General features: G+C 73.6%; 14 protein-coding genes. 7 read left to right on the plus strand and 7 right to left on the minus strand.

The window, feature by feature from the left end; translation table 11 throughout:
- Positions 1 to 14: 14 nt before the first annotated feature.
- Both ACIRF8_RS12400 and lnt read right to left on the minus strand, forming a co-directional pair.
- Positions 15 to 494 carry an NUDIX hydrolase gene (locus ACIRF8_RS12400; protein ID WP_404213759.1) on the minus strand — a complete coding sequence of 160 codons (480 nt, stop codon included), beginning with the start codon at positions 492 to 494 and terminating at the stop codon, positions 15 to 17.
- Positions 495 to 533: 39 nt separating this feature from the next.
- A complete protein-coding gene (gene lnt / locus ACIRF8_RS12405) occupies positions 534 to 2,138 on the minus strand; it encodes an apolipoprotein N-acyltransferase (RefSeq protein ID WP_404213761.1) in 1,605 nt (534 codons plus the stop codon).
- Positions 2,139 to 2,367: 229 nt separating this feature from the next.
- Between lnt and ACIRF8_RS12410 the strand changes: the two genes are divergently transcribed.
- Positions 2,368 to 3,444, plus strand: a complete 1,077-nt coding sequence (locus ACIRF8_RS12410) for an O-antigen ligase family protein (RefSeq protein WP_404213762.1) — start codon at positions 2,368 to 2,370, stop codon at positions 3,442 to 3,444.
- A gap of 15 nt (positions 3,445 to 3,459) precedes the next feature.
- Here ACIRF8_RS12410 and ACIRF8_RS12415 read toward each other — a convergent pair whose 3' ends face one another.
- The gene (locus ACIRF8_RS12415) at positions 3,460 to 4,020 is read right to left on the minus strand and encodes a hypothetical protein (protein WP_404213764.1); all 561 of its coding nucleotides are present in this window, start codon (positions 4,018 to 4,020) and stop codon (positions 3,460 to 3,462) included.
- A gap of 75 nt (positions 4,021 to 4,095) precedes the next feature.
- Positions 4,096 to 4,881, minus strand: a complete 786-nt coding sequence (locus tag ACIRF8_RS12420) for a glutamate racemase (RefSeq protein WP_404213766.1) — start codon at positions 4,879 to 4,881, stop codon at positions 4,096 to 4,098.
- 58 nt (positions 4,882 to 4,939) lie between these two features.
- Here ACIRF8_RS12420 and ACIRF8_RS12425 point away from each other — a divergent pair, with 58 nt between their 5' ends.
- A complete protein-coding gene (locus ACIRF8_RS12425; protein WP_404213768.1) occupies positions 4,940 to 6,118 on the plus strand; it encodes a glycosyltransferase in 1,179 nt (392 codons plus the stop codon).
- Positions 6,119 to 6,139: 21 nt separating this feature from the next.
- On the opposite strand, the gene ACIRF8_RS12430 is transcribed toward ACIRF8_RS12425, so the two are convergent.
- The gene (locus ACIRF8_RS12430) at positions 6,140 to 7,360 is read right to left on the minus strand and encodes a TerD family protein (RefSeq protein ID WP_404214267.1); all 1,221 of its coding nucleotides are present in this window, start codon (positions 7,358 to 7,360) and stop codon (positions 6,140 to 6,142) included.
- A 265-nt stretch (positions 7,361 to 7,625) separates the two neighbouring features.
- Here ACIRF8_RS12430 and ACIRF8_RS12435 point away from each other — a divergent pair, with 265 nt between their 5' ends.
- From ACIRF8_RS12435 to ACIRF8_RS12450, 4 genes are all read left to right on the plus strand, one after another.
- Complete coding sequence (locus tag ACIRF8_RS12435) at positions 7,626 to 8,048, plus strand: DUF6643 family protein (protein ID WP_404213770.1); 423 nt, start codon at positions 7,626 to 7,628, stop codon at positions 8,046 to 8,048.
- A 45-nt stretch (positions 8,049 to 8,093) separates the two neighbouring features.
- The gene (locus tag ACIRF8_RS12440) at positions 8,094 to 8,924 is read left to right on the plus strand and encodes an MOSC domain-containing protein (protein ID WP_404213771.1); all 831 of its coding nucleotides are present in this window, start codon (positions 8,094 to 8,096) and stop codon (positions 8,922 to 8,924) included.
- 108 nt (positions 8,925 to 9,032) lie between these two features.
- Positions 9,033 to 9,638 carry a hypothetical protein gene (locus ACIRF8_RS12445; RefSeq protein WP_404213773.1) on the plus strand — a complete coding sequence of 202 codons (606 nt, stop codon included), beginning with the start codon at positions 9,033 to 9,035 and terminating at the stop codon, positions 9,636 to 9,638.
- 127 nt (positions 9,639 to 9,765) lie between these two features.
- Positions 9,766 to 12,174 carry a right-handed parallel beta-helix repeat-containing protein gene (locus tag ACIRF8_RS12450; protein ID WP_404213774.1) on the plus strand — a complete coding sequence of 803 codons (2,409 nt, stop codon included), beginning with the start codon at positions 9,766 to 9,768 and terminating at the stop codon, positions 12,172 to 12,174.
- On the opposite strand, the gene ACIRF8_RS12455 is transcribed toward ACIRF8_RS12450, so the two are convergent.
- On the minus strand, positions 12,144 to 14,498 hold the full coding sequence (locus ACIRF8_RS12455; RefSeq protein ID WP_404213776.1) for a hypothetical protein: 2,355 nt from the start codon (positions 14,496 to 14,498) through the stop codon (positions 12,144 to 12,146). The two genes, ACIRF8_RS12450 and ACIRF8_RS12455, sit on opposite strands and share 31 nt — an antisense overlap.
- A gap of 209 nt (positions 14,499 to 14,707) precedes the next feature.
- Here ACIRF8_RS12455 and ACIRF8_RS12460 point away from each other — a divergent pair, with 209 nt between their 5' ends.
- On the plus strand, positions 14,708 to 15,535 hold the full coding sequence (locus ACIRF8_RS12460; protein ID WP_404213778.1) for a DeoR/GlpR family DNA-binding transcription regulator: 828 nt from the start codon (positions 14,708 to 14,710) through the stop codon (positions 15,533 to 15,535).
- A gap of 370 nt (positions 15,536 to 15,905) precedes the next feature.
- On the opposite strand, the gene ACIRF8_RS12465 is transcribed toward ACIRF8_RS12460, so the two are convergent.
- A complete protein-coding gene (locus tag ACIRF8_RS12465) occupies positions 15,906 to 17,048 on the minus strand; it encodes a PLP-dependent cysteine synthase family protein (protein WP_404214269.1) in 1,143 nt (380 codons plus the stop codon).
- Positions 17,049 to 17,201: the final 153 nt, after the last annotated feature.

The raw sequence follows: 17,201 nt of genomic DNA on the forward strand, positions 1-17,201 counted from the left end.
GCGGCACCCATACTTCAGTGCTCGGTCGTGGTCCGGAACCACGTCGGTCCCTCGGACTGCGCCTGCTTGATGCGCAGCAGCGCGTGCTCGCCGAGCGGCGGCAGGGCGTCCAGCGGGAACCAGGCGACCTCCAGGGACTCGTCGTCGTTGACGCGGGCCTCGCCGCCGGTGGCCCGGCAGCGGAAGGTCGTGTCCATGAAGGCGCACTCGTCGCCGTTGGGATAGGTCAGGGGCTCCAGCGCCTCCACGAGCACGACGCGCTCGGCGACGCACTCGACGCCCGTCTCCTCCAGCACCTCGCGCGTCGCGACGTCCGCGGGCTGTTCGCCGGGCTCGGCGATCCCGGCGGGCAGTTCCCATTTGCCTGTGTCGCTGCGGCGGCCGAGGAGCACCTGCCCCTCGCCGTCGAGGACGACGGCGGTGACGCCCGGCAGGTAGAGCAGTTGGTGGCCGGCGCGGGCGCGGATCGTGCGGATGAACTCTGGAGTCGCCATACCCACGACCCTAACCGGGCCTTCTCTCCGCCCGGCGACCTAGTCGCTCGTGCGCCGCCGGGAGCGCGCGACGGCCCAGGCGAGGCCGCCGACGCCGATGGCGACGAGGAGCGCCTCGGGCCAGATTCCCGCGCGTGTGGCGACGGTCCGGGAGGTGCGCCTCGGGACGTCGGCGAGCAGGGTGTCGGCCTCGAACATGCCGGTGTGCTGCGCCACGGACCCGTCGGGCCGGATCACCGCGCTGATGCCGCTGGTGACCGGGACCATCACGGCCCGGCCGTGCTCGACGGCGCGTACCCGGTCCATGGCGAGCTGCTGGTGGGTCATCTGGCTGCGCTCGAACGTGGCGTTGTTGCTGGGCACGGAGAGGATCTGCGCGCCTTCGCGGACCTGGTCGCGGACCACGTCGTCGAACGCGGCCTCGTAACAGGTGACGTTGCCGATCTTCGTCCCCGCCATGTCGAAGGCGACGGCCTTGTCGCCGGGCACGAAGTCCCCGGCGCGGTCCACCTCCTTGCTGAAGATCCGGAAGAAGCCGCGGTAGGGCATGTACTCGCCGAACGGTTGCAGATGCCGCTTGTCGTACGTCGCGCCCGGGCCCGTCCTCGGGTCCCACAGGATCAGCCGGTTGCGCACCGAGCCGTCCTTCGCGGTGACGACGGCGCCCACCGAGATCGGCGCCCCGACCGCCCGGGCGGCCCGGGTGATCTCGTCGTAGGCGTCCTGGTTGACGTACGGGTCGATGTCGGAGGAGTTCTCCGGCCACAGGACGAGGTCGGGTCGCTTCACCTCGCCGGATCGGATCCTCGCCGCCAGCTTCAGCGTCTCGCGCACGTGGTGGTCGAGCACGGCGCGGCGCTGCGCGTTGAAGTCGAGGCCCATGCGCGGCACGTTGCCCTGGATGAGTGCCACGCGCGCGGTGCCGTCCTGCGCCGCGTTCGACACGAAGGGCATGACCGCGGCTCCGGCGAGCACGGGCGCGACGGTGAGGGCGGCAGCGGCGACGACGGTGCGGTCACGCGCTGTGCGGACGCCGTCGGCGCCGGAGCGGCGAAGGGTGGCGACGCGCAGGACGAGCGCGGCGAGTCCGAAGCCGCACAGCACCACGGCGAAGCCGAGCAGTGGGGTGCCGCCCAGCGAGGCGAGCGGCAGGAACACACCGCTGGGCTGCCCGAAGGCGACCTTGCCCCAGGGGAAGCCGCCGAACGGGAAGCGGGCGCGCAGCGCTTCGTCGGCGATCCAGACGCCGCTCGCCCACAGCGGCCACAGCGGAAGCCGCGACACGTACGAGATGCCCAGGCCGGCCAGGGACAGGATCAGCGCCTCGGCGACGGCGAGCGCCAGCCACGGCAGCGGGCCGACGTCGACGCCCGTCCACGAGAGCAGCGGCACCAGGTAGGCCAGGCCGAAGACGAGCCCGAGGCCGAAACCCGCCCGCAGCCGTCGTCCGTGCACGGCGACCCCGAGGAGCGCGAACGACAGGGGCGCCAGCCAGGGCAGTTCGCGCGGCGGGAAGCTCGCGTAGAGCAGCAGCCCGGCGAGCGCCGCGAGACCGACGGGCACGAGCCGTCGCAGGTGGGAGGGGAGAGCGGGCTGCGCGGCGGGCTCGTCCGAGGGGGCGACGGGAGGTGCGGTGGCGGTCACCCGGGGAGTGTACGGCGGGTCGCTGTCCAGGGGACATGCCGGTCGGCGGGGCCGGCGTCGCCCACTCGGCCCCGGTGGGCGGGCGGTCACCGCCGGGGCGCCCGAGAAACGTTCCTGCGCAACTCCAGCGCGCGGACCCGCACCAGCCGTTACCGTGTGCCCGAGTCCCCGACGTACCGGCCGGATCCGGCCCGTACGTGCGGGGCCCGTCATGGTCGGGGGGCGACGGGTGGAAGCTACGGGGTGGTCCGCGGGCGCCGGTCGCGGCATGGCCCGGCGGCACGGATTCGGTGACGCGGCGGGCCTCACGGTCCTCGGCGGCTGCGCGGTGTGGTCCCTGGTGACGGCGACCGCGCGAGGGGGCCGGCCCGAGGGCACCCTGCTCGCGGTCCTCGCCGTCGCCGCGGGGTACGCGTGCGGCCGGATCGGCGGGGCGCTCGTCCCCGTGGCCGCGTCGGCCGCCGCCGGGATAGGCGGGCTGTGCCTGGTCGCGGTGGACCCGCACGGCGTCCCCGCGCCGGAGACGACGGCCCCGCTCGGGCACGCCGGTGCCACGGCCGCGCTGTTCGCCCTGTCGGCGGGAGCGCTGTGCTGCGCGGCGTGGTCGGCGCGGCACCGGGCGCCGCGGATCGCCTGGCACGTGGCGGCGGCCGGGACGGCGGTACCGGCCGCGGTCGTCGGCTCGGGGGCCGGGACGGTGGCCTGCGGCGGCATCGTCCTGTGCTCGCTGGCGGCGGCCGGGGCGCGGCGCAGACCGGCCGGGCTCGTGGGTTTCGGCCTGGTGACGGCTCTGGTGGCCGCGCTCGGCGCGGCCCTGGCGAAGGGCCTCCTGCCGTCCGGACCGGCGACGACGCTGGCGGACCGGCTCACCCCGCACCGCGTCCTGCTGTGGCGCGACGCGCTGCGCCTGGCGGAGTCCGAGCCCCTGCTCGGTGTCGGTCCCGGCCGGTTCGAGGAGCTGAGCCGGGCGCTGCCCCCGTCAACGCCGCCCGACGGCAAACCGCACGCGGCGCTCCTTCAGGTGGCCGCCGAGCAGGGCATCGTCGGGGCGGTGTTGCTGGCGGCGGCCTACGGGTGGGTGCTGTACGCGCTGTGGTGCTCGGCGCGGCCGACCCCGGTGGTCCTGGCCGCGGGGGCGGCGCTGACGGCGGTGGCCGCGATGGCGTCGGTCGGCAACGCGCTCAGTTTCACGACCGTGACCGCGGGCGTGGGCCTGCTCGCGGGCATCGCCACGGCCGAACCGCTCACCGACGCCCCGCCGCACGACGTGGCCGCCCCGGCGGACGTCCGGGGCGGCCACGGGTGAGCATGCCCGGCACGGTCACAGAAGAGGGCCCGCGGCCTTCTTGATGCGGTCCCGGATGTGCCGCACGGCGCTCTCCGCGTCGTCCACGGTCACCGTGAACTTGCGGCCGTCGCCCAGGCGCAGCACCAGGCCCTCGCCGCGGCGCACGACGACGGCCGTGCCGATCTCGGGGCGCCAGCGGTAGCCCCAGCCACCCCACTGGCGCGGGGTGACGCTCGGGGCGAAGTCCGCGTCGACGACATGGGCCAGGGGGATGCGGCGGCGCGGCAGGCCGACATGGCCGCAGCGCACCTCCAGGTGGTCCTTGTCGACCTTCACGGCGACGTGCAGGAACGCGAGGGTTCCGAACAGGATCAGCAGCCCGGCGGCGATGAGCCCGACCACGGACATGGCCAGGGCGGCGATGCTCGTCGCCCAGGAGCTCACGACGGCCAGTTCGATGCCGAGGGCCAGGCAGGCGAAGCCGCCCAGGGCCAGGAGCCACTGCACGCGGTTGCGTGCGCGACCGGTCCAGATGTCGCTCGCGTGGGCGGAAGTGCGTCGCCCGGGGTGCTCTTCGGCGGCGTGTTCCCTCATGCACACGAGCGTACTCAGGTTCCGCCGCGAAGGCACCGCATCGCGGAGCGTAACCACCTCGGACGGAGGCCCCGCTCAGCCGGCGTGGCTGAGGGCCTGGAGCGAGCGGCCTTCCGCGTACGTGAGAGCCGCGGGCGGGAGGGGTTCGGTGCGGCCACTGAGGATGACGGTGAGGGTGCCCTGGGCGCCCGGTTCGGCCGGGGGCCGCTCGCCGATCCTGCGCAGCGCCTGCGCGGCGACGGCCCCGGCGCTGCTGTGCAGCACGAGCGGGGCGGCGCCGGGCCGCTGCACCGCGGCGCGGATGCGCTCCGCGACCAGTTCGTAATGGGTGCAGCCCAGGACGACCGCCCTGACGTCGCGCGGCGTGAGGGCGGCGGCGGCCGCGACGGCCCGGTCGATGCCGTCCTCGTCGGCCCACTGCACCGCGTCGGCGAGGCCCGGGCAGGGCACCTCGGTGACCTCGACGCCCCCGGCGAAATCGCGGATCAGCCCGCGCTGGTACGGGCTGCCCGTGGTGGCGGGGGTGGCCCAGATCGCGATGGGGCCGCCGCCCGCCGCGGCCGGCTTGATCGCGGGGACGGTGCCGATGACGGGGATCGCCGGTTCGAGCCGGGCGCGCACGGCAGGCAGGGCGTGCACCGAGGCCGTGTTGCAGGCGATGATCAGGGCGTCCGGCCGGTGGGCGGCGGCGGCCTCGCAGGCGGCGAGCGCACGCTGCCTGACGTCCTCGGGGGTGCGCGGACCCCAGGGCATGCTGTCGGGGTCGGAGGAGAGCACGAGATCGGCGTCCGGCCGCAGGTTCCGTACCGAGACGGCAGCCGCGAGCAGTCCGATTCCCGAGTCCATGAGCGCGATCTTCACCCGGAAACCATAGACGATCGCACCGACAGGGCCGCGTCCGTGGGGCAGACTGCGGCGGATGGACGTCGTTGTGTGGATCACCGCGGCCTCACTGGGCGCGTGGCTGTGGCTGCTGTTCTGCCAGGGGTTCTTCTGGCGCACGGACCTGCGGCTCCCGCCGCGCGGCGCGGTGGAGCCCGGGGACTGGCCCGACGTGTGCGTCGTCGTCCCGGCCCGGGACGAGGCGGCGGTACTGCCGGACAGCCTGCCGTCGCTGCTCGCGCAGGACTATCCCGGCCGGGCGGAGATCTTCCTCGTGGACGACGGCAGCACGGACGGTACGGGCGAGGTGGCCCGTGCGCTGGCGCGGCAACACGGCGGGCTGGCGCTGACGGTCTCCTCGCCCGGCGAACCGCCCGCGGGCTGGACGGGCAAACTGTGGGCGGTGCGGCACGGCATCGGCCTGGCACGCGCGCGTGGCCCGGAGTTCCTGCTGCTGACCGACGCGGACATCGCCCACGCGCCGGACAGCCTGCGGGAGTTGGTGGCGGCGGCGCGGGCGGGCGGCTTCGACCTGGTGTCGCAGATGGCGCGGCTGCGGGTGGCGAGCCTGTGGGAGCGGCTGGTCGTGCCCGCGTTCGTCTACTTCTTCGGGCAGCTCTACCCGTTCCGGCGCATCGCCGCGAAGGGGTCGCGCACGGCCGCCGCCGCGGGCGGCTGCGTCCTGCTGCGGACAGAGGCGGCGGAGCGGGCACGGATCCCGGACGCCATCCGGCACGCGGTGATCGACGACGTGTCGCTCGCGCGGGCCGTGAAGCGCTCGGGCGGCCACATCTGGCTGGGTCTCGCCGAGCACGTCGACAGCGTGCGGCCGTATCCGCACCTCGCCGACCTGTGGCGGATGGTGTCGCGCAGCGCGTACGCGCAGTTGCGGCACAACCCGCTGGTCCTGCTCGCCACGGTGCTCGGTCTCGCGCTGGTCTACCTGGTGCCGCCCCTGGCCGTCGGTGTCGGACTGGCCGCGAGCAGCGCGTCGACCGTGCTGCTCGGCGCGCTCGCCTGGGCCGTGATGGCGGCGACGTACGGTCCGATGCTGCGCTACTACCGGCAGCCTCTGTGGCAGGCCCCGCTGCTGCCGTTCACCGCCTTCCTGTATCTCCTCATGACGGTGGACTCGGCGGTGCAGCACTACAGGGGCCGGGGCGCCGCGTGGAAGGGGCGGACGTACGCCCGTCCCGACGCCGCGCCCGAGCAGTAGCGGACCGGCAGGCGCGCGGGGCTATTTGCGGCCCGGGGTCCAGTCCATGCCCCAGCCGTAGACCTGGTCCACGGTGCGCTGCGGGCTCACGCCTCGCGCGGGGACGAGGTAGCGGGCCTCGCGCTGGACGGTCAGGTCGCCGCCGTCGTGGGTGAGCAGGGCGAGCGCGCAGACCGTGGAGGGGACCGTGCACTCGTCCAGGGAGAAGTCGATGGGCGCCCCGTTCAGCGGTTGCAGGGTCACGGTCGCGTGCAGGTCGGCGAAGCTGCGGGCGCCTTCGTAGATCGTCACGAAGAGCAGGATGCGGCGGAAGGCGTCCTTGTGGTCGAGGTTGATGCCGATGTTCTCGCCGGTGGCGACGGTCCCGCTGCGGTCGTCGCCGTCGAGGTGGATGTACGGCGGCTGGTGCAGCGCCCCGAAGGCGTTGCCCAGGGCCTGTACGACTCCTTTGCGGCCGTCGGCGAGTTCGTAGAGGGCGCACAGGTCGAGGTCGAGGTCGCGGTGGTTCGCGCTCGCCCGGCCGCGTTTGCTTCCCCAGCCGCTGAACTGCTTGCGCGTCTCCCAGTTGAGGTTCACGCGCATCACGCCTGCCGTGCCGCCCTGCTTGGCCAGGGAGACGGTGGGCGCCGACTTGGTGAGCGTGACCTTGGTCAGCCGGACGGGTTCGGGGGCGCGCACGGGCGGCGCTGCCACCGGGGCGGGCTCGGTCGGCGGCGTGCGCCGCGGTTCGTCGACGCTGATCCCGTAGTCCGTGGCGAGCCCTTCGAGGCCGGTGTCGTAGCCCTGGCCGACCGCGCGGAACTTCCAGGCGCCCTGGCGCCGGTAGAGCTCACCCAGTACGAAGGCGGTCTCCACGGTCGCGTCGGCGCTGTCGAAACGGGCGAGTTCGGTGCCCGCGGCGGCGTCGACGACCCGGATGTACAGGCCGGGCACCCGGCCGAACGTGCCACCGTCCGCGGACGCGGCGAGGACCACCCGCTCGATGTCGGCCTCCACGCGCGCGAGGTCGACGAAGAGGGTGTCCGTGACGGTGCCGCCGGTGGTGGTCTTGCCTTCGTGCCGGACCGCGCCCGACGCGTGCGCGGGCTGGTTGTAGAACACGAAGTCCGCGTCGGAGCGCACCTTTCCGGAGACCAGGAGGAGCGCCGAGGCGTCGGCGTCGGGGACACCGGGCCCTGGACGCCACCCCAGTTCGACGCGTACCGCGGGAGCCGGCACCGCGACATTCGCACCCTTAGCCATTGTCATGTCTGCCCCCAAAGTTCATCTCCGGATTCCCCGTCAACCTATTCCCCGGCCGGCGAAGGGCCCCAGAGGCGCGTTCGAGGATCGTCGGGCGACCCTCGGTAACCCGTGAGGATCACGGCATTTACACGATCTCGACGCCCCAGGACGACCGTTTTTGCCAAGTTCGCTCACATTGGGGACGTGCCGTCACTGCCGACACGCAAAAGAACCCTCTTATCGGTCTCCCCAACGACCACATCGTGGGCTTAACTTATGTGCCATGACCTCCCCCCGCTCCACCTATGGCGGCGGTTACTACTCCGCGCCGTCCTTCCCGGACACTCCGATCTACGACTCCCTCGTCGCGGAACGGGGCACTCCCCAGATCGCCCCGATCCGGGTCTCTCCCGCGTACGACACCGGCAGCCAACTGCCCGCCCTGCCGGCCGCCCTTCCCGCACTGCCCTCCGCGCCGTCGCAGCAGTACGGCTACGGGGCCCAGCAGCACGCCCCGATGCAGCCTGCCCAGACCGCGTACATCCCGCAGCAGGCCGCCGCACCGCGCGGTTACCCGGCCCCGCAGGCCCAGCCGCAGCGCCCGGCTCCCGGCACCGGCTACGAGGCGATGCGCCCGGCCGCGCCCCGGCCCGCCCCGGCTCCGTACGAGGATCCGTACAACCGCCAGCAGTACCGCGGCTACTGAGAGCCCGCACAGGGGGCTGTCGGTGCCTGCTGGCAGGATGGCCCCATGTCGCGACCCGTACTCAGCTCGATCCACGTATACCCACTGAAGGCGGTCGGGGGACACGCGCCAGGTGAGGTGAGCGTGGAACCGTGGGGGATCTCCGGAGACCGCCGCTGGGTACTGGTCGACGCCGCGCACAAGGCCGTCACACAGCGCACGCGGCCGCGTCTGGCGCAGGCCGCCGCCGAGCCGTTGCCCGGCGGCGGCGTCCGGCTGTCCGCGCCCGGCAGGGAGCCCCTCACGGTCGAGGTGCCCGACCCCGCCACCGCGGCCACGAGCACGATCGAGGTCTGGAAGGACAAGGTCGAGGCGGTGCTCGCCGCCCCCGCGGCCCACGCCTGGTGGAGCGCCTTCCTGGACACCGACATACGGATGCTGCACCTGGACGCCCCGGCCACCGCGCGCCCGCTCGCCGCCGAGTACGCCGTGCCCGGCGAGACGGTCAGCTTCGCCGACGCGTTCCCGCTCCTCGTGACCACCCTCTCCTCGCTCGACGCCCTCAACTCCCTGATCGCGCAAGGCGACCACGCCGACGAGGGCCCGCTGCCGATGAACCGTTTCCGGCCGAACGTGGTCGTCTCCGGGACCGCCCCGTGGGCCGAGGACGACTGGTCGCGCATCGCCATCGGCGAGGTCTCCTTCCGCGTCACCAAGAAGTGCGGCCGCTGCGTGGTCACCACCACGGACCAGGTCACCGCCGAGCGCGGCAAGGAGCCGCTGCGCACGCTCGCCCGCCATCGCCGCTTCGGTGACCAGCTCTGTTTCGGTACGAACCTCGTACCGGAGGCGCCCGGCACCCTGCGCGTGGGAGATCCGGTCACCCTGCTCGAATAACCGTCACCCGGTAGGGGAACCCGGCCGCACGGCCTGCCCGTTGAAGGACAATGGCAGCGTCGAAGTCATCCCTACGGGTCGACACGGGAGCGGAAGGGGGTGCGGTCCGTGCGGGCTGTCACCGGCCTCTGGCGCTGGCGCCACAATCCACTGCGCCGCGCGACGGACCTGGCGGAGGCCTGGGTCGCACTGGTCGCGCTGGTCCTCGTCGTCGTCGCCGCACCGGCGGTCGGTGTCGTCGCGGGGTCCCTGTCCCGCGACGCCCTGTACCGCTCCGTGCGGGAGCAGCACGAGCGGCGGCACGAGATCACGGCGACGGTCGTCAAGAAGGTGTCGCAGCCGCCCCTCGACCCCGATCCGGAGACCTCCACCGCGCGCGACGCGCACAGCCGGGTCGTGGCGACCTGGACGGCGCCGGACGGTTCGGCGCACCGGGACCGGGTCGTCGCCAGGCTCACGTCCCCGCGCGCGGGCGACACGTTCGCGCTGTGGACCGACCGGCAGGGCCATGTCGTGGGCCGCCCCCTCGACCGGGCGACCGCCACCACGCACGCGGTGCTCGCCGGGGCCGGCGCCGCCGCCGCCCTGGCCGGGTTCGTGGAAGGCACCCGCCGCCTCGTCGTCTGGCGCATGGTCCGTCGCCGCTACGCGCGCCTGGACCGCGCCTGGGACATCACGGGCCCCGACTGGGGCCGCACGGGCACCGGCAGTTGAGAGGGTTGCGGCTGCGGTCAACCCCCGTGCTCCGCGCACGCTACGGTGGACCCACCTTTCGCAGGACAAGCGCCGGGCAGGGCGTGAAGACGACCCGCGTACGACGAGGTGGGGGCAGATCAGCGCCATGGCACAGGGCACGGTCCAGGTGACACACACCGGCACATCACGGTGGCGGCGCCGCACGGGAGAGTACGCGTCGCTGGCCGCCGCCCTGGAAGCCGCCGGTGACGGAGACGTCCTGACCGTCGCCCCGGGGACGTACCGGGAGAACCTGGTCGTGCAGCGAGCGGTCACCCTGCGCGGCCCCGAGGGCTCCTCCGGGTCGGTGCGCATCGCGCCCGTCGACGGGGTGCCGCTGACCGTGCGGGCCTCCGCGACCGTGCAGGACCTGCACGTCGAGGGGCAGGACGCGGCGGCGCCCGCACTGCTCGTCGAGGAGGGCGCCCCCGAACTCGTCGACATCCGGATCGTCACCCGGTCCGCGTCGGGGATCGAGGTGCGCGGCGGCGCCCGGCCGACCGTGCGGCGCTGCACCGTGGACAACCCCGCGGGCATCGGCATCGCCGTACTGGACGGCGGGGGCGGCGTGTTCGAGGAGTGCGAGGTCGTCGCCGCCGGGCAGGCCGGGGTCGCGGTGCGCGGCGGCGCGCACCCCCGCCTGGAGCGCTGCCGGGTGCACCACACCTCCGGCTCCGGCCTGTCGGCGACCGGTGAGCACAGCGGCCTGGAGGCCGTGGGGTGCGAGGTGTACGAGGTCAAGGGTTCGGGCGTGCAGATCACCGGGCGGGCCGCGGCCCACCTCACCGACTGCGACGTGCACCGCACGACGGCGGACGGCGTCACGCTCGACACGGACGCGGTGCTCACCCTCGCGGACTGCCGCATCCACGACATCCCGGAGAACGCGATCGACCTGCGCTCCCGCTCGGTGCTCACGCTCACCCGGTCCACGGTGCGCCAGTTCGGGCGCAACGGCCTGTCGGTGTGGGACCCCGGCACGCGCGTGGACGCCAACCAGTGCGAGATCTTCGACAGTACGGGCGACTACCCGGCGGTGTGGGTGAGCGACGGCGCGACCGCCGTCCTCGACGCGTGCCGGGTGCACGACGTGCCGGACGCGCTGTTCGTCCTCGACCGCGGCTCCCGCGTCGACGTCGTCGACAGCGACCTCAGCCAGGTGCGCAACACCGCCGTGTCGGTGAGCGACGGGGCGACCGCGCAGCTCGACGACTGCCGGATCCGGGAGGCCGCGACCGGGGCCTGGTTCCGCGACCACGGCAGCGGCGGCACCCTCGCCAACTGCACGGTGGACGCGACCCGGACCGGCGTCATCGTCACCAAGGGCGCCGACCCCACGATCGAGCGCTGCACGGTCACCTCGCCCGCCGAAGCCGGGTTCTACGTGTCCGCGGGCGGCCGGGGCAGCTTCACCGGCTGCCGTGTCACGGGCAGCGGCGGCTACGGGTTCCATGTCATCGACGGCTGCCGCACGACCCTGAAGAAGTGCCGTACGGAACGGTGCGCGCGCGCCGGGTTCGAGTTCGCCGAGGACGGCCCCCTCGTGGAGGAGTGCACCAGCGACGAGAGCGGCGGCCCGCGCCCCGGCGCGGCGGCCTCCGCCCCGGAACCGGCCGTGCAGACCGCCACCCAGACGGTCGGGCTGCTCACCGCCGTGCCCGACCAGCGCCCCACCACGCCCCCGGCCGCGGTCGCGGAGCCGTCGCGGAGCTCGAAGGACGTGCTGGGTGAACTCGACGCCCTGGTGGGGCTGGAGAGCGTCAAACGGGAGGTGCGGGCGCTCACCGACATGATCGAGGTGGGCCGCAGACGCCAGGAGGCCGGTCTCAAGGCGGCGTCCGTACGACGGCATCTGGTCTTCACCGGCTCCCCCGGCACCGGCAAGACCACCGTGGCGCGGCTGTACGGCGAGATCCTGGCGGGGCTCGGCGTCCTGGAGAAGGGGCATCTCGTCGAGGTGTCCCGCGTCGACCTGGTCGGCGAGCACATCGGTTCGACCGCGATCCGCACCCAGGAGGCCTTTCAGCGCGCCCACGGCGGCGTGCTGTTCATCGACGAGGCGTACGCCCTGTCCCCCGAGGACTCGGGGCGCGACTTCGGCCGTGAGGCGATCGACACGCTGGTGAAGCTGATGGAGGACCAGCGGGACTCCGTCGTCGTCATCGTCGCGGGCTACACCGCGGAGATGGAGCGGTTCCTGTCGGTCAACCCCGGCGTGGCGTCCCGTTTCTCACGCACCATCACCTTCTCCGACTACGTGCCCGAGGAGTTGCTGCGCATCGTGGAGCAGCAGGCCGAGGAGCACGAGTACCGGCTCGCCGCCGGGACGCCGGAAGCCCTGCTCACGTACTTCACGGCGCTCCCGAAGGGCCCGGCGTTCGGCAACGGCCGCACCGCCCGGCAGACGTTCGAGTCGATGGTGGAGCGGCACGCGGGACGGGTCGCCCAGGTCGCGGAGCCCAGCACGGACGAGCTGACGCTCCTCTACCCGGACGACCTGCCTCCCCTGGTCTGAGGCGCGTCCTCGGGCCGCGGTCGCGGGACGCCCGGGGTGAGACGGGCCAGCAGCCGCGCCCGCTCCTCGGCGAAGACCGGGTCGGCCCGGTAGTCGCCGTGGCCCAGGATCGGTGCGGGCAGCGGGTGTCGCTCGGTGCGGCCGTAGGCGAGCGGGTCGAGCAGCGCCGGGTGGTCGACCTGGGGACCGCACTCCCCCGGCAGGCCGATCGGGCCGCCGATGGGGTCGGTCCTGCGGTGCAGATTGCGCCAGCAGTCGACCTGGCGGTGCAGGGACGCGAGAGCGGCGGGCCCGAAGTGCGCCGGGAACCAGCGCCCGTACAGACGCTCCAGCGGTGACCCGTAGGTGAGCAGGCCGACCCGCTTGCGTACGGACGGGTGCAGTTGCCAGGCGGCAGCGGCGGCGAGCACGCTGCCTTGTGAGTGGCCGGACAGGATGAGCCGGCCGCCGGTGGCACGGGTCCAGGCGGCCATGCGCCAGGTCAGGTCGGGGACGGCGCGCTCGGCGTAGCAGGGCGGCGCGAAGGGGTGCGCGGCACGCGGCCAGAAGGTGCCCACGTCCCAGAGGATGCCGATGGTCCGGCGGGCGGAGGGGTCCTTGTAGGCGCGTCGCCCCCAGGTGACGAAGAGCAGGAAGCCGACGCCGATCAGCCAGGACCCGAGCGCCTGAGCGGTGTCCGCCGCGCCCTGGACGACGGAGTACGTGCCCTCGGCCGCCGTCCCCGGTACCTCGTGGGTCGTCCAGGCGCCGACCACCGCGAGGGCGCCGAGGAGCAGGGTGACCGCGGAGACGACGCCGATGATGAGGGGGGCCCGGTCGGTGAGGGCGGCACGCGCGCGCGTGCCCGCGATGCGGTCCGTGCGGGCGGCGTCCGAGGGTTCGGTGTGTTCGGCGGGCCGGCCGTCGAGGTGGTAGTCGAGCGGGACCCTCGCCTTCTCGCGCTTCTTGAGGCGTGCGGTGCGCACGGCCAGTGCGGCGCACAGGACGGCGAGGACGACCAGGAGCGGCGGGATCATCGACGCCTGCCAGGAGAGCAGGACGGGCGGCCCCTTGATGAGGCCGCTGGTGCCGTCGAGCCAGTCGGCGACGCGCTGCGCCGTACCGCCGGACATCACGCCGCCGAGCGCGCAGGCGAGCATCGCGGTGGCCGGGCCGCCGAGGCCGCGCAGGGCGGTTCGGCGGTCGGGGGCCGTGCGGTAGATCGCCTTCGCGACGACGGCCAGGGCCACCACCAGGGCGCCCTCGGCGAGGGCGATGGCCCCGAAGGTCGCGTCGCCCGGCAGCCGTCCGAAGGAGCGCCAGCCGGGTCGGGACCAGCCCGCGTACAGCATGCTCAGGGCGAGCAGGGCGAGCGCACCGTACGGGAGGGCGCGGACGAGCACCCGGTCCAGGGTGACGTCCAGCGTGTTCTCGCTGCGGCCGCGGTGGACGACGACGCCGACGACGAGCAGCGCCCCCGCGAGCAGGGCGGCGACGAGCGCCCATCCGAGGACGTCGAGGAGCGGGGGGCCGCCGGGGGCGCGGTCGTGGCGGGCCGCGGACGTGCCGACGGCCGCCGCGACGGTGAGCAGGCCCGCCGCGGTGTGCGCGGCGCGCAGCCGGGCGACGAGGCGGCGCCCGTACCAGAAGCCGGGCTTGCCGAGGGCGGTGCTCGTCTCCCCGTCGTCGGGCTCGGGTTCGTGACCCGGCGGGAGCTGGGACTCGTACGCGCTCCAGGTGCGGTGGGAGAGGTACCAGAGCAGGGCGGTCAGGGCGGTGGGCGCGAGCGCGGCGAGTGCGAGGCGGCGGCCGGGCTGGCTCCACCACCCGCCGGTGCCGTGCGCGTCCACGGACAGGAAGCCGAGCCACGCCCGCCGTTCGCCGCAGGCCGCGGTGCCCGCGCACTGCCACGCCGTCAGATCGAGCGCGACCTCGCACGCCGCGGCGACGAAGAGCACGGTGAGGGTGAGTCCGGTCAGCCGGACGAGCAGGCCGTAGAAGCGGACGGCGCGGGATCTGCGGAGGGCGTCGGGGCGCATCCAGTGCGCGAGGTTGACGACCATGAAGGGCAGCAGCAGGAGCCACAGGGCCCGTGATCCGTTGCCCGAGGTGAGGTTGCACCACACATAGGCCTCGGGCACGGGCTTGCCGCGGTAGTCCTGCGCCCTGCTCTCCGCGTCGGCGTCCTCGACACGGCGGAAGACCGCGGCCGTCTCGTCGCCCGACACCCGGACCGTGCGCGGGTCGTCGAGCATCTCCTGCGGTGTGGTGCCCCCGACCCCGTGGACGAGCAGTTCCAGGGCGGTCTCGTCCGCCGCCGTCGTCGCGTGGTGCTCAGCCGCCATGATGTGTGTCCCCCGTTCCCGACGGTCCCCAGGATCCCGGCTCAGGACGCTCGTGCGCATCCTCCGTCACGTAATCTCCCCGATCGTTGTGGCACCGATGCGCTGGTGGTACGCGCGGGCGGTGCTCCGGCCGCCGGGCGCCCGTGCGAGGATGACGCAGCAGAGCACAGCGTGTGGCAGGCGGGATCGGCGAAGGGATCCGACGGGACGTGAGCGAGAATCAGAACCTCCTCGCGGAGCAGCGCCGCGCCCTCATCCTCGACGAGGTCCGCCGCCGCGGCGGGGTCCGGGTCAACGAGCTGACCAGGAAGCTCGGCGTGTCCGACATGACGGTGCGCCGCGATCTCGACGCGCTGGCCCGCCAGGGCGTCCTGGAGAAGGTGCACGGCGGCGCCGTGCCGGTCGTCGAGGCGAGTACGCACGAGCCGGGCTTCGAGGCGAAGTCGGGTCTGGAGCTGACCGCCAAGGAGGACATCGCGCGGGCCGCGGCGACGCTGGCCGCGCCCGGCACCGCCCTCGCCCTGTCCGGGGGGACGACGACGTTCGCGCTGGCGCAGCAGTTGCTCGACGTGCCGGATCTGACGGTGGTCACCAACTCGGTGCGGGTGGCCGATGTGTTCCACGCGGCGCAGCGCAGTGCGGGCACGCGGCAGGGCGCGGCGACCGTGGTCCTGACGGGCGGGGTGCGTACGCCGTCCGACTCGCTGGTGGGGCCTGTCGCCGACCAGGCCATCGCGGCGCTCCACTTCGACGTGCTCTTCCTCGGGGTCCACGGGATAAGCGCGGAGGCCGGGTTGTCCACGCCGAACCTGGCGGAGGCGGAGACCAATCGGCGGCTCGTGCAGTCCGCGCGGCGTGTGGTGGTCGTGGCCGACCACACCAAGTGGGGGACGGTGGGCCTGAGTTCGTTCGCCTCCCTCGATCAGGTGGACACGCTGGTGACCGACGCGGGGCTGCCGGTGGAGGCGCGCGCCGAGGTCAGTGAGCATGTGCGGCTCGTCGTCGCCGGTGAGCCGGATTCCGGTACGGACATCTGACGGGCCGCCCGTCAGGGTGGGCGCCGCGTGGTGAGGGCCCCTCCTTCGGAACAGGGAACCTGACGGGCAAGCGGAACAAGCTGGTCGGACACGAACGGACCTGTACCGTGCCGTCGCCGAGGACGTCGCGGGGTGGCCGCGGTGGTTCTCGGCGGTGACACCGGCCCGGCCGCTGGACAGTGGGGTGCGGGTGCGGTGGACCTTGGCGGCGGACGGTGCCGCTCCGGTGCGGGCGGTGCTCAGGACGGGGGGTGGCGGGTTCGGGCGGGCGTTCGGGGGCGCGGTGGGGGCGCTGGAGCGGCGCCTCATCTCCGTGTGAGGCGCACGCTCAACTGCCCTTACTAATCCCCGGGTCGCGGTGGCCGGGCCCTCAGCCGGGCCACTTCCCCGTCGCCAGCAGCAGGTCGATGGTCTCCGCGTAGGGGCGGATGTCCAGACCCTGTCGCTCCAGCCAGTCGTCCGAGTAGTACTTGTCGAGGTAGCGGTCGCCCGGGTCGCACAGCAGCGTGACCACACTGCCCTTCTTCCCCGCCGCCACCATCTCCGCGACGATCCTGAGCGCGCTCCACAGGCCGGTGCCCGTCGAACCGCCCGCCTTGCGGCCGATGGACCGCTCCAGGGCGCGGACGGCCGCGACGCTCGCCGCGTCGGGGACCTTCATCATGCGGTCGATGGCGCCGGGTACGAAGCTCGGCTCCATGCGGGGGCGGCCGATGCCCTCGATACGGGAGCCGCAGTCGCTGGTCGCCTCGGGGTCGTCGGTCGTCCAGCCCTCGAAGAAGCAGGAGTTCTCGGGGTCGGCGACGCAGACGCGGGTGTCGTGCTGCATGTAGTGCACGTAGCGGGCGAGGGTCGCGGAGGTGCCGCCGGTGCCGGCCGTCGCGACGATCCAGGTGGGGCAGGGGTAGCGCTCCAGCTCCATCTGCCGGTAGATCGACTCCGCGATGTTGTTGTTGCCGCGCCAGTCCGTTGCCCGCTCCGCGTACGTGAACTGGTCCATGTAGTGTCCGCCGGTCCGGGAGGCGAGGGCCGCCGCCTCCTCGTACATCCGCCGTGAGTCGTCCACGAAGTGGCAGCGGCCGCCGTGGAACTCGATCAGTCGGCACTTCTCGGCGCTCGTCGTACGCGGCATCACCGCGATGAAGGGCACGCCGATCAGCTTCGCGAAGTACGCCTCCGAGACGGCTGTCGAGCCGCTCGACGCCTCGATGACGGGACGGTCCGGCCGGATCCAGCCGTTGCACAGCCCGTAGAGGAAGAGGGAGCGCGCGAGGCGGTGCTTGAGGCTGCCGGTGGGGTGCGTCGACTCGTCCTTCAGATAGAGGTCGATGCCCCAGTGCTCGGGGAGCGGGAAGCGCAGCAGATGGGTGTCGGCCGACCGGTTGCTGTCGGCCTGGACCTTGCGCACGGCCTCTTTGAGCCAGGTCCGGTACGCGGCGTCCGTGCGGTCGACGTCGAGCGTCGGCATCGGCTCGCCGGGCGTGGTCGCGCCCTGGGGACGGCCCTGCTGCATCATGCTCACCGCGCGGCTCCTTCTGGTCGCTGCGCACCTCGGGCCGGGCGGGACTCCACGGCAAGGGGGTGCCGACCGAACCGGTGCGAACCCGGTCGGAGATGACCGGACGACTCGATCATAGACACCTTCCGCACGCTTCTCACCTGCATA

Source organism: Streptomyces sp. NPDC102406 (genome assembly GCF_044765725.1).
GTDB lineage: Bacteria > Actinomycetota > Actinomycetes > Streptomycetales > Streptomycetaceae > Streptomyces.

Coding starts and splice junctions, on each gene's coding strand:
- ACIRF8_RS12455 (WP_404213776.1), bottom strand. CDS start 14,498: ATGGCGGCTGAGCACCACGCGACGACGGCGGCGGACGAGACCGCCCTG.
- ACIRF8_RS12435 (WP_404213770.1), top strand. CDS start 7,626: ATGACCTCCCCCCGCTCCACCTATGGCGGCGGTTACTACTCCGCGCCG.
- ACIRF8_RS12440 (WP_404213771.1), top strand. CDS start 8,094: ATGTCGCGACCCGTACTCAGCTCGATCCACGTATACCCACTGAAGGCG.
- ACIRF8_RS12450 (WP_404213774.1), top strand. CDS start 9,766: ATGGCACAGGGCACGGTCCAGGTGACACACACCGGCACATCACGGTGG.
- ACIRF8_RS12465 (WP_404214269.1), bottom strand. CDS start 17,048: ATGCAGCAGGGCCGTCCCCAGGGCGCGACCACGCCCGGCGAGCCGATG.
- ACIRF8_RS12415 (WP_404213764.1), bottom strand. CDS start 4,020: ATGAGGGAACACGCCGCCGAAGAGCACCCCGGGCGACGCACTTCCGCC.
- ACIRF8_RS12400 (WP_404213759.1), bottom strand. CDS start 494: ATGGCGACTCCAGAGTTCATCCGCACGATCCGCGCCCGCGCCGGCCAC.
- ACIRF8_RS12430 (WP_404214267.1), bottom strand. CDS start 7,360: ATGGCTAAGGGTGCGAATGTCGCGGTGCCGGCTCCCGCGGTACGCGTC.
- ACIRF8_RS12425 (WP_404213768.1), top strand. CDS start 4,940: ATGGACGTCGTTGTGTGGATCACCGCGGCCTCACTGGGCGCGTGGCTG.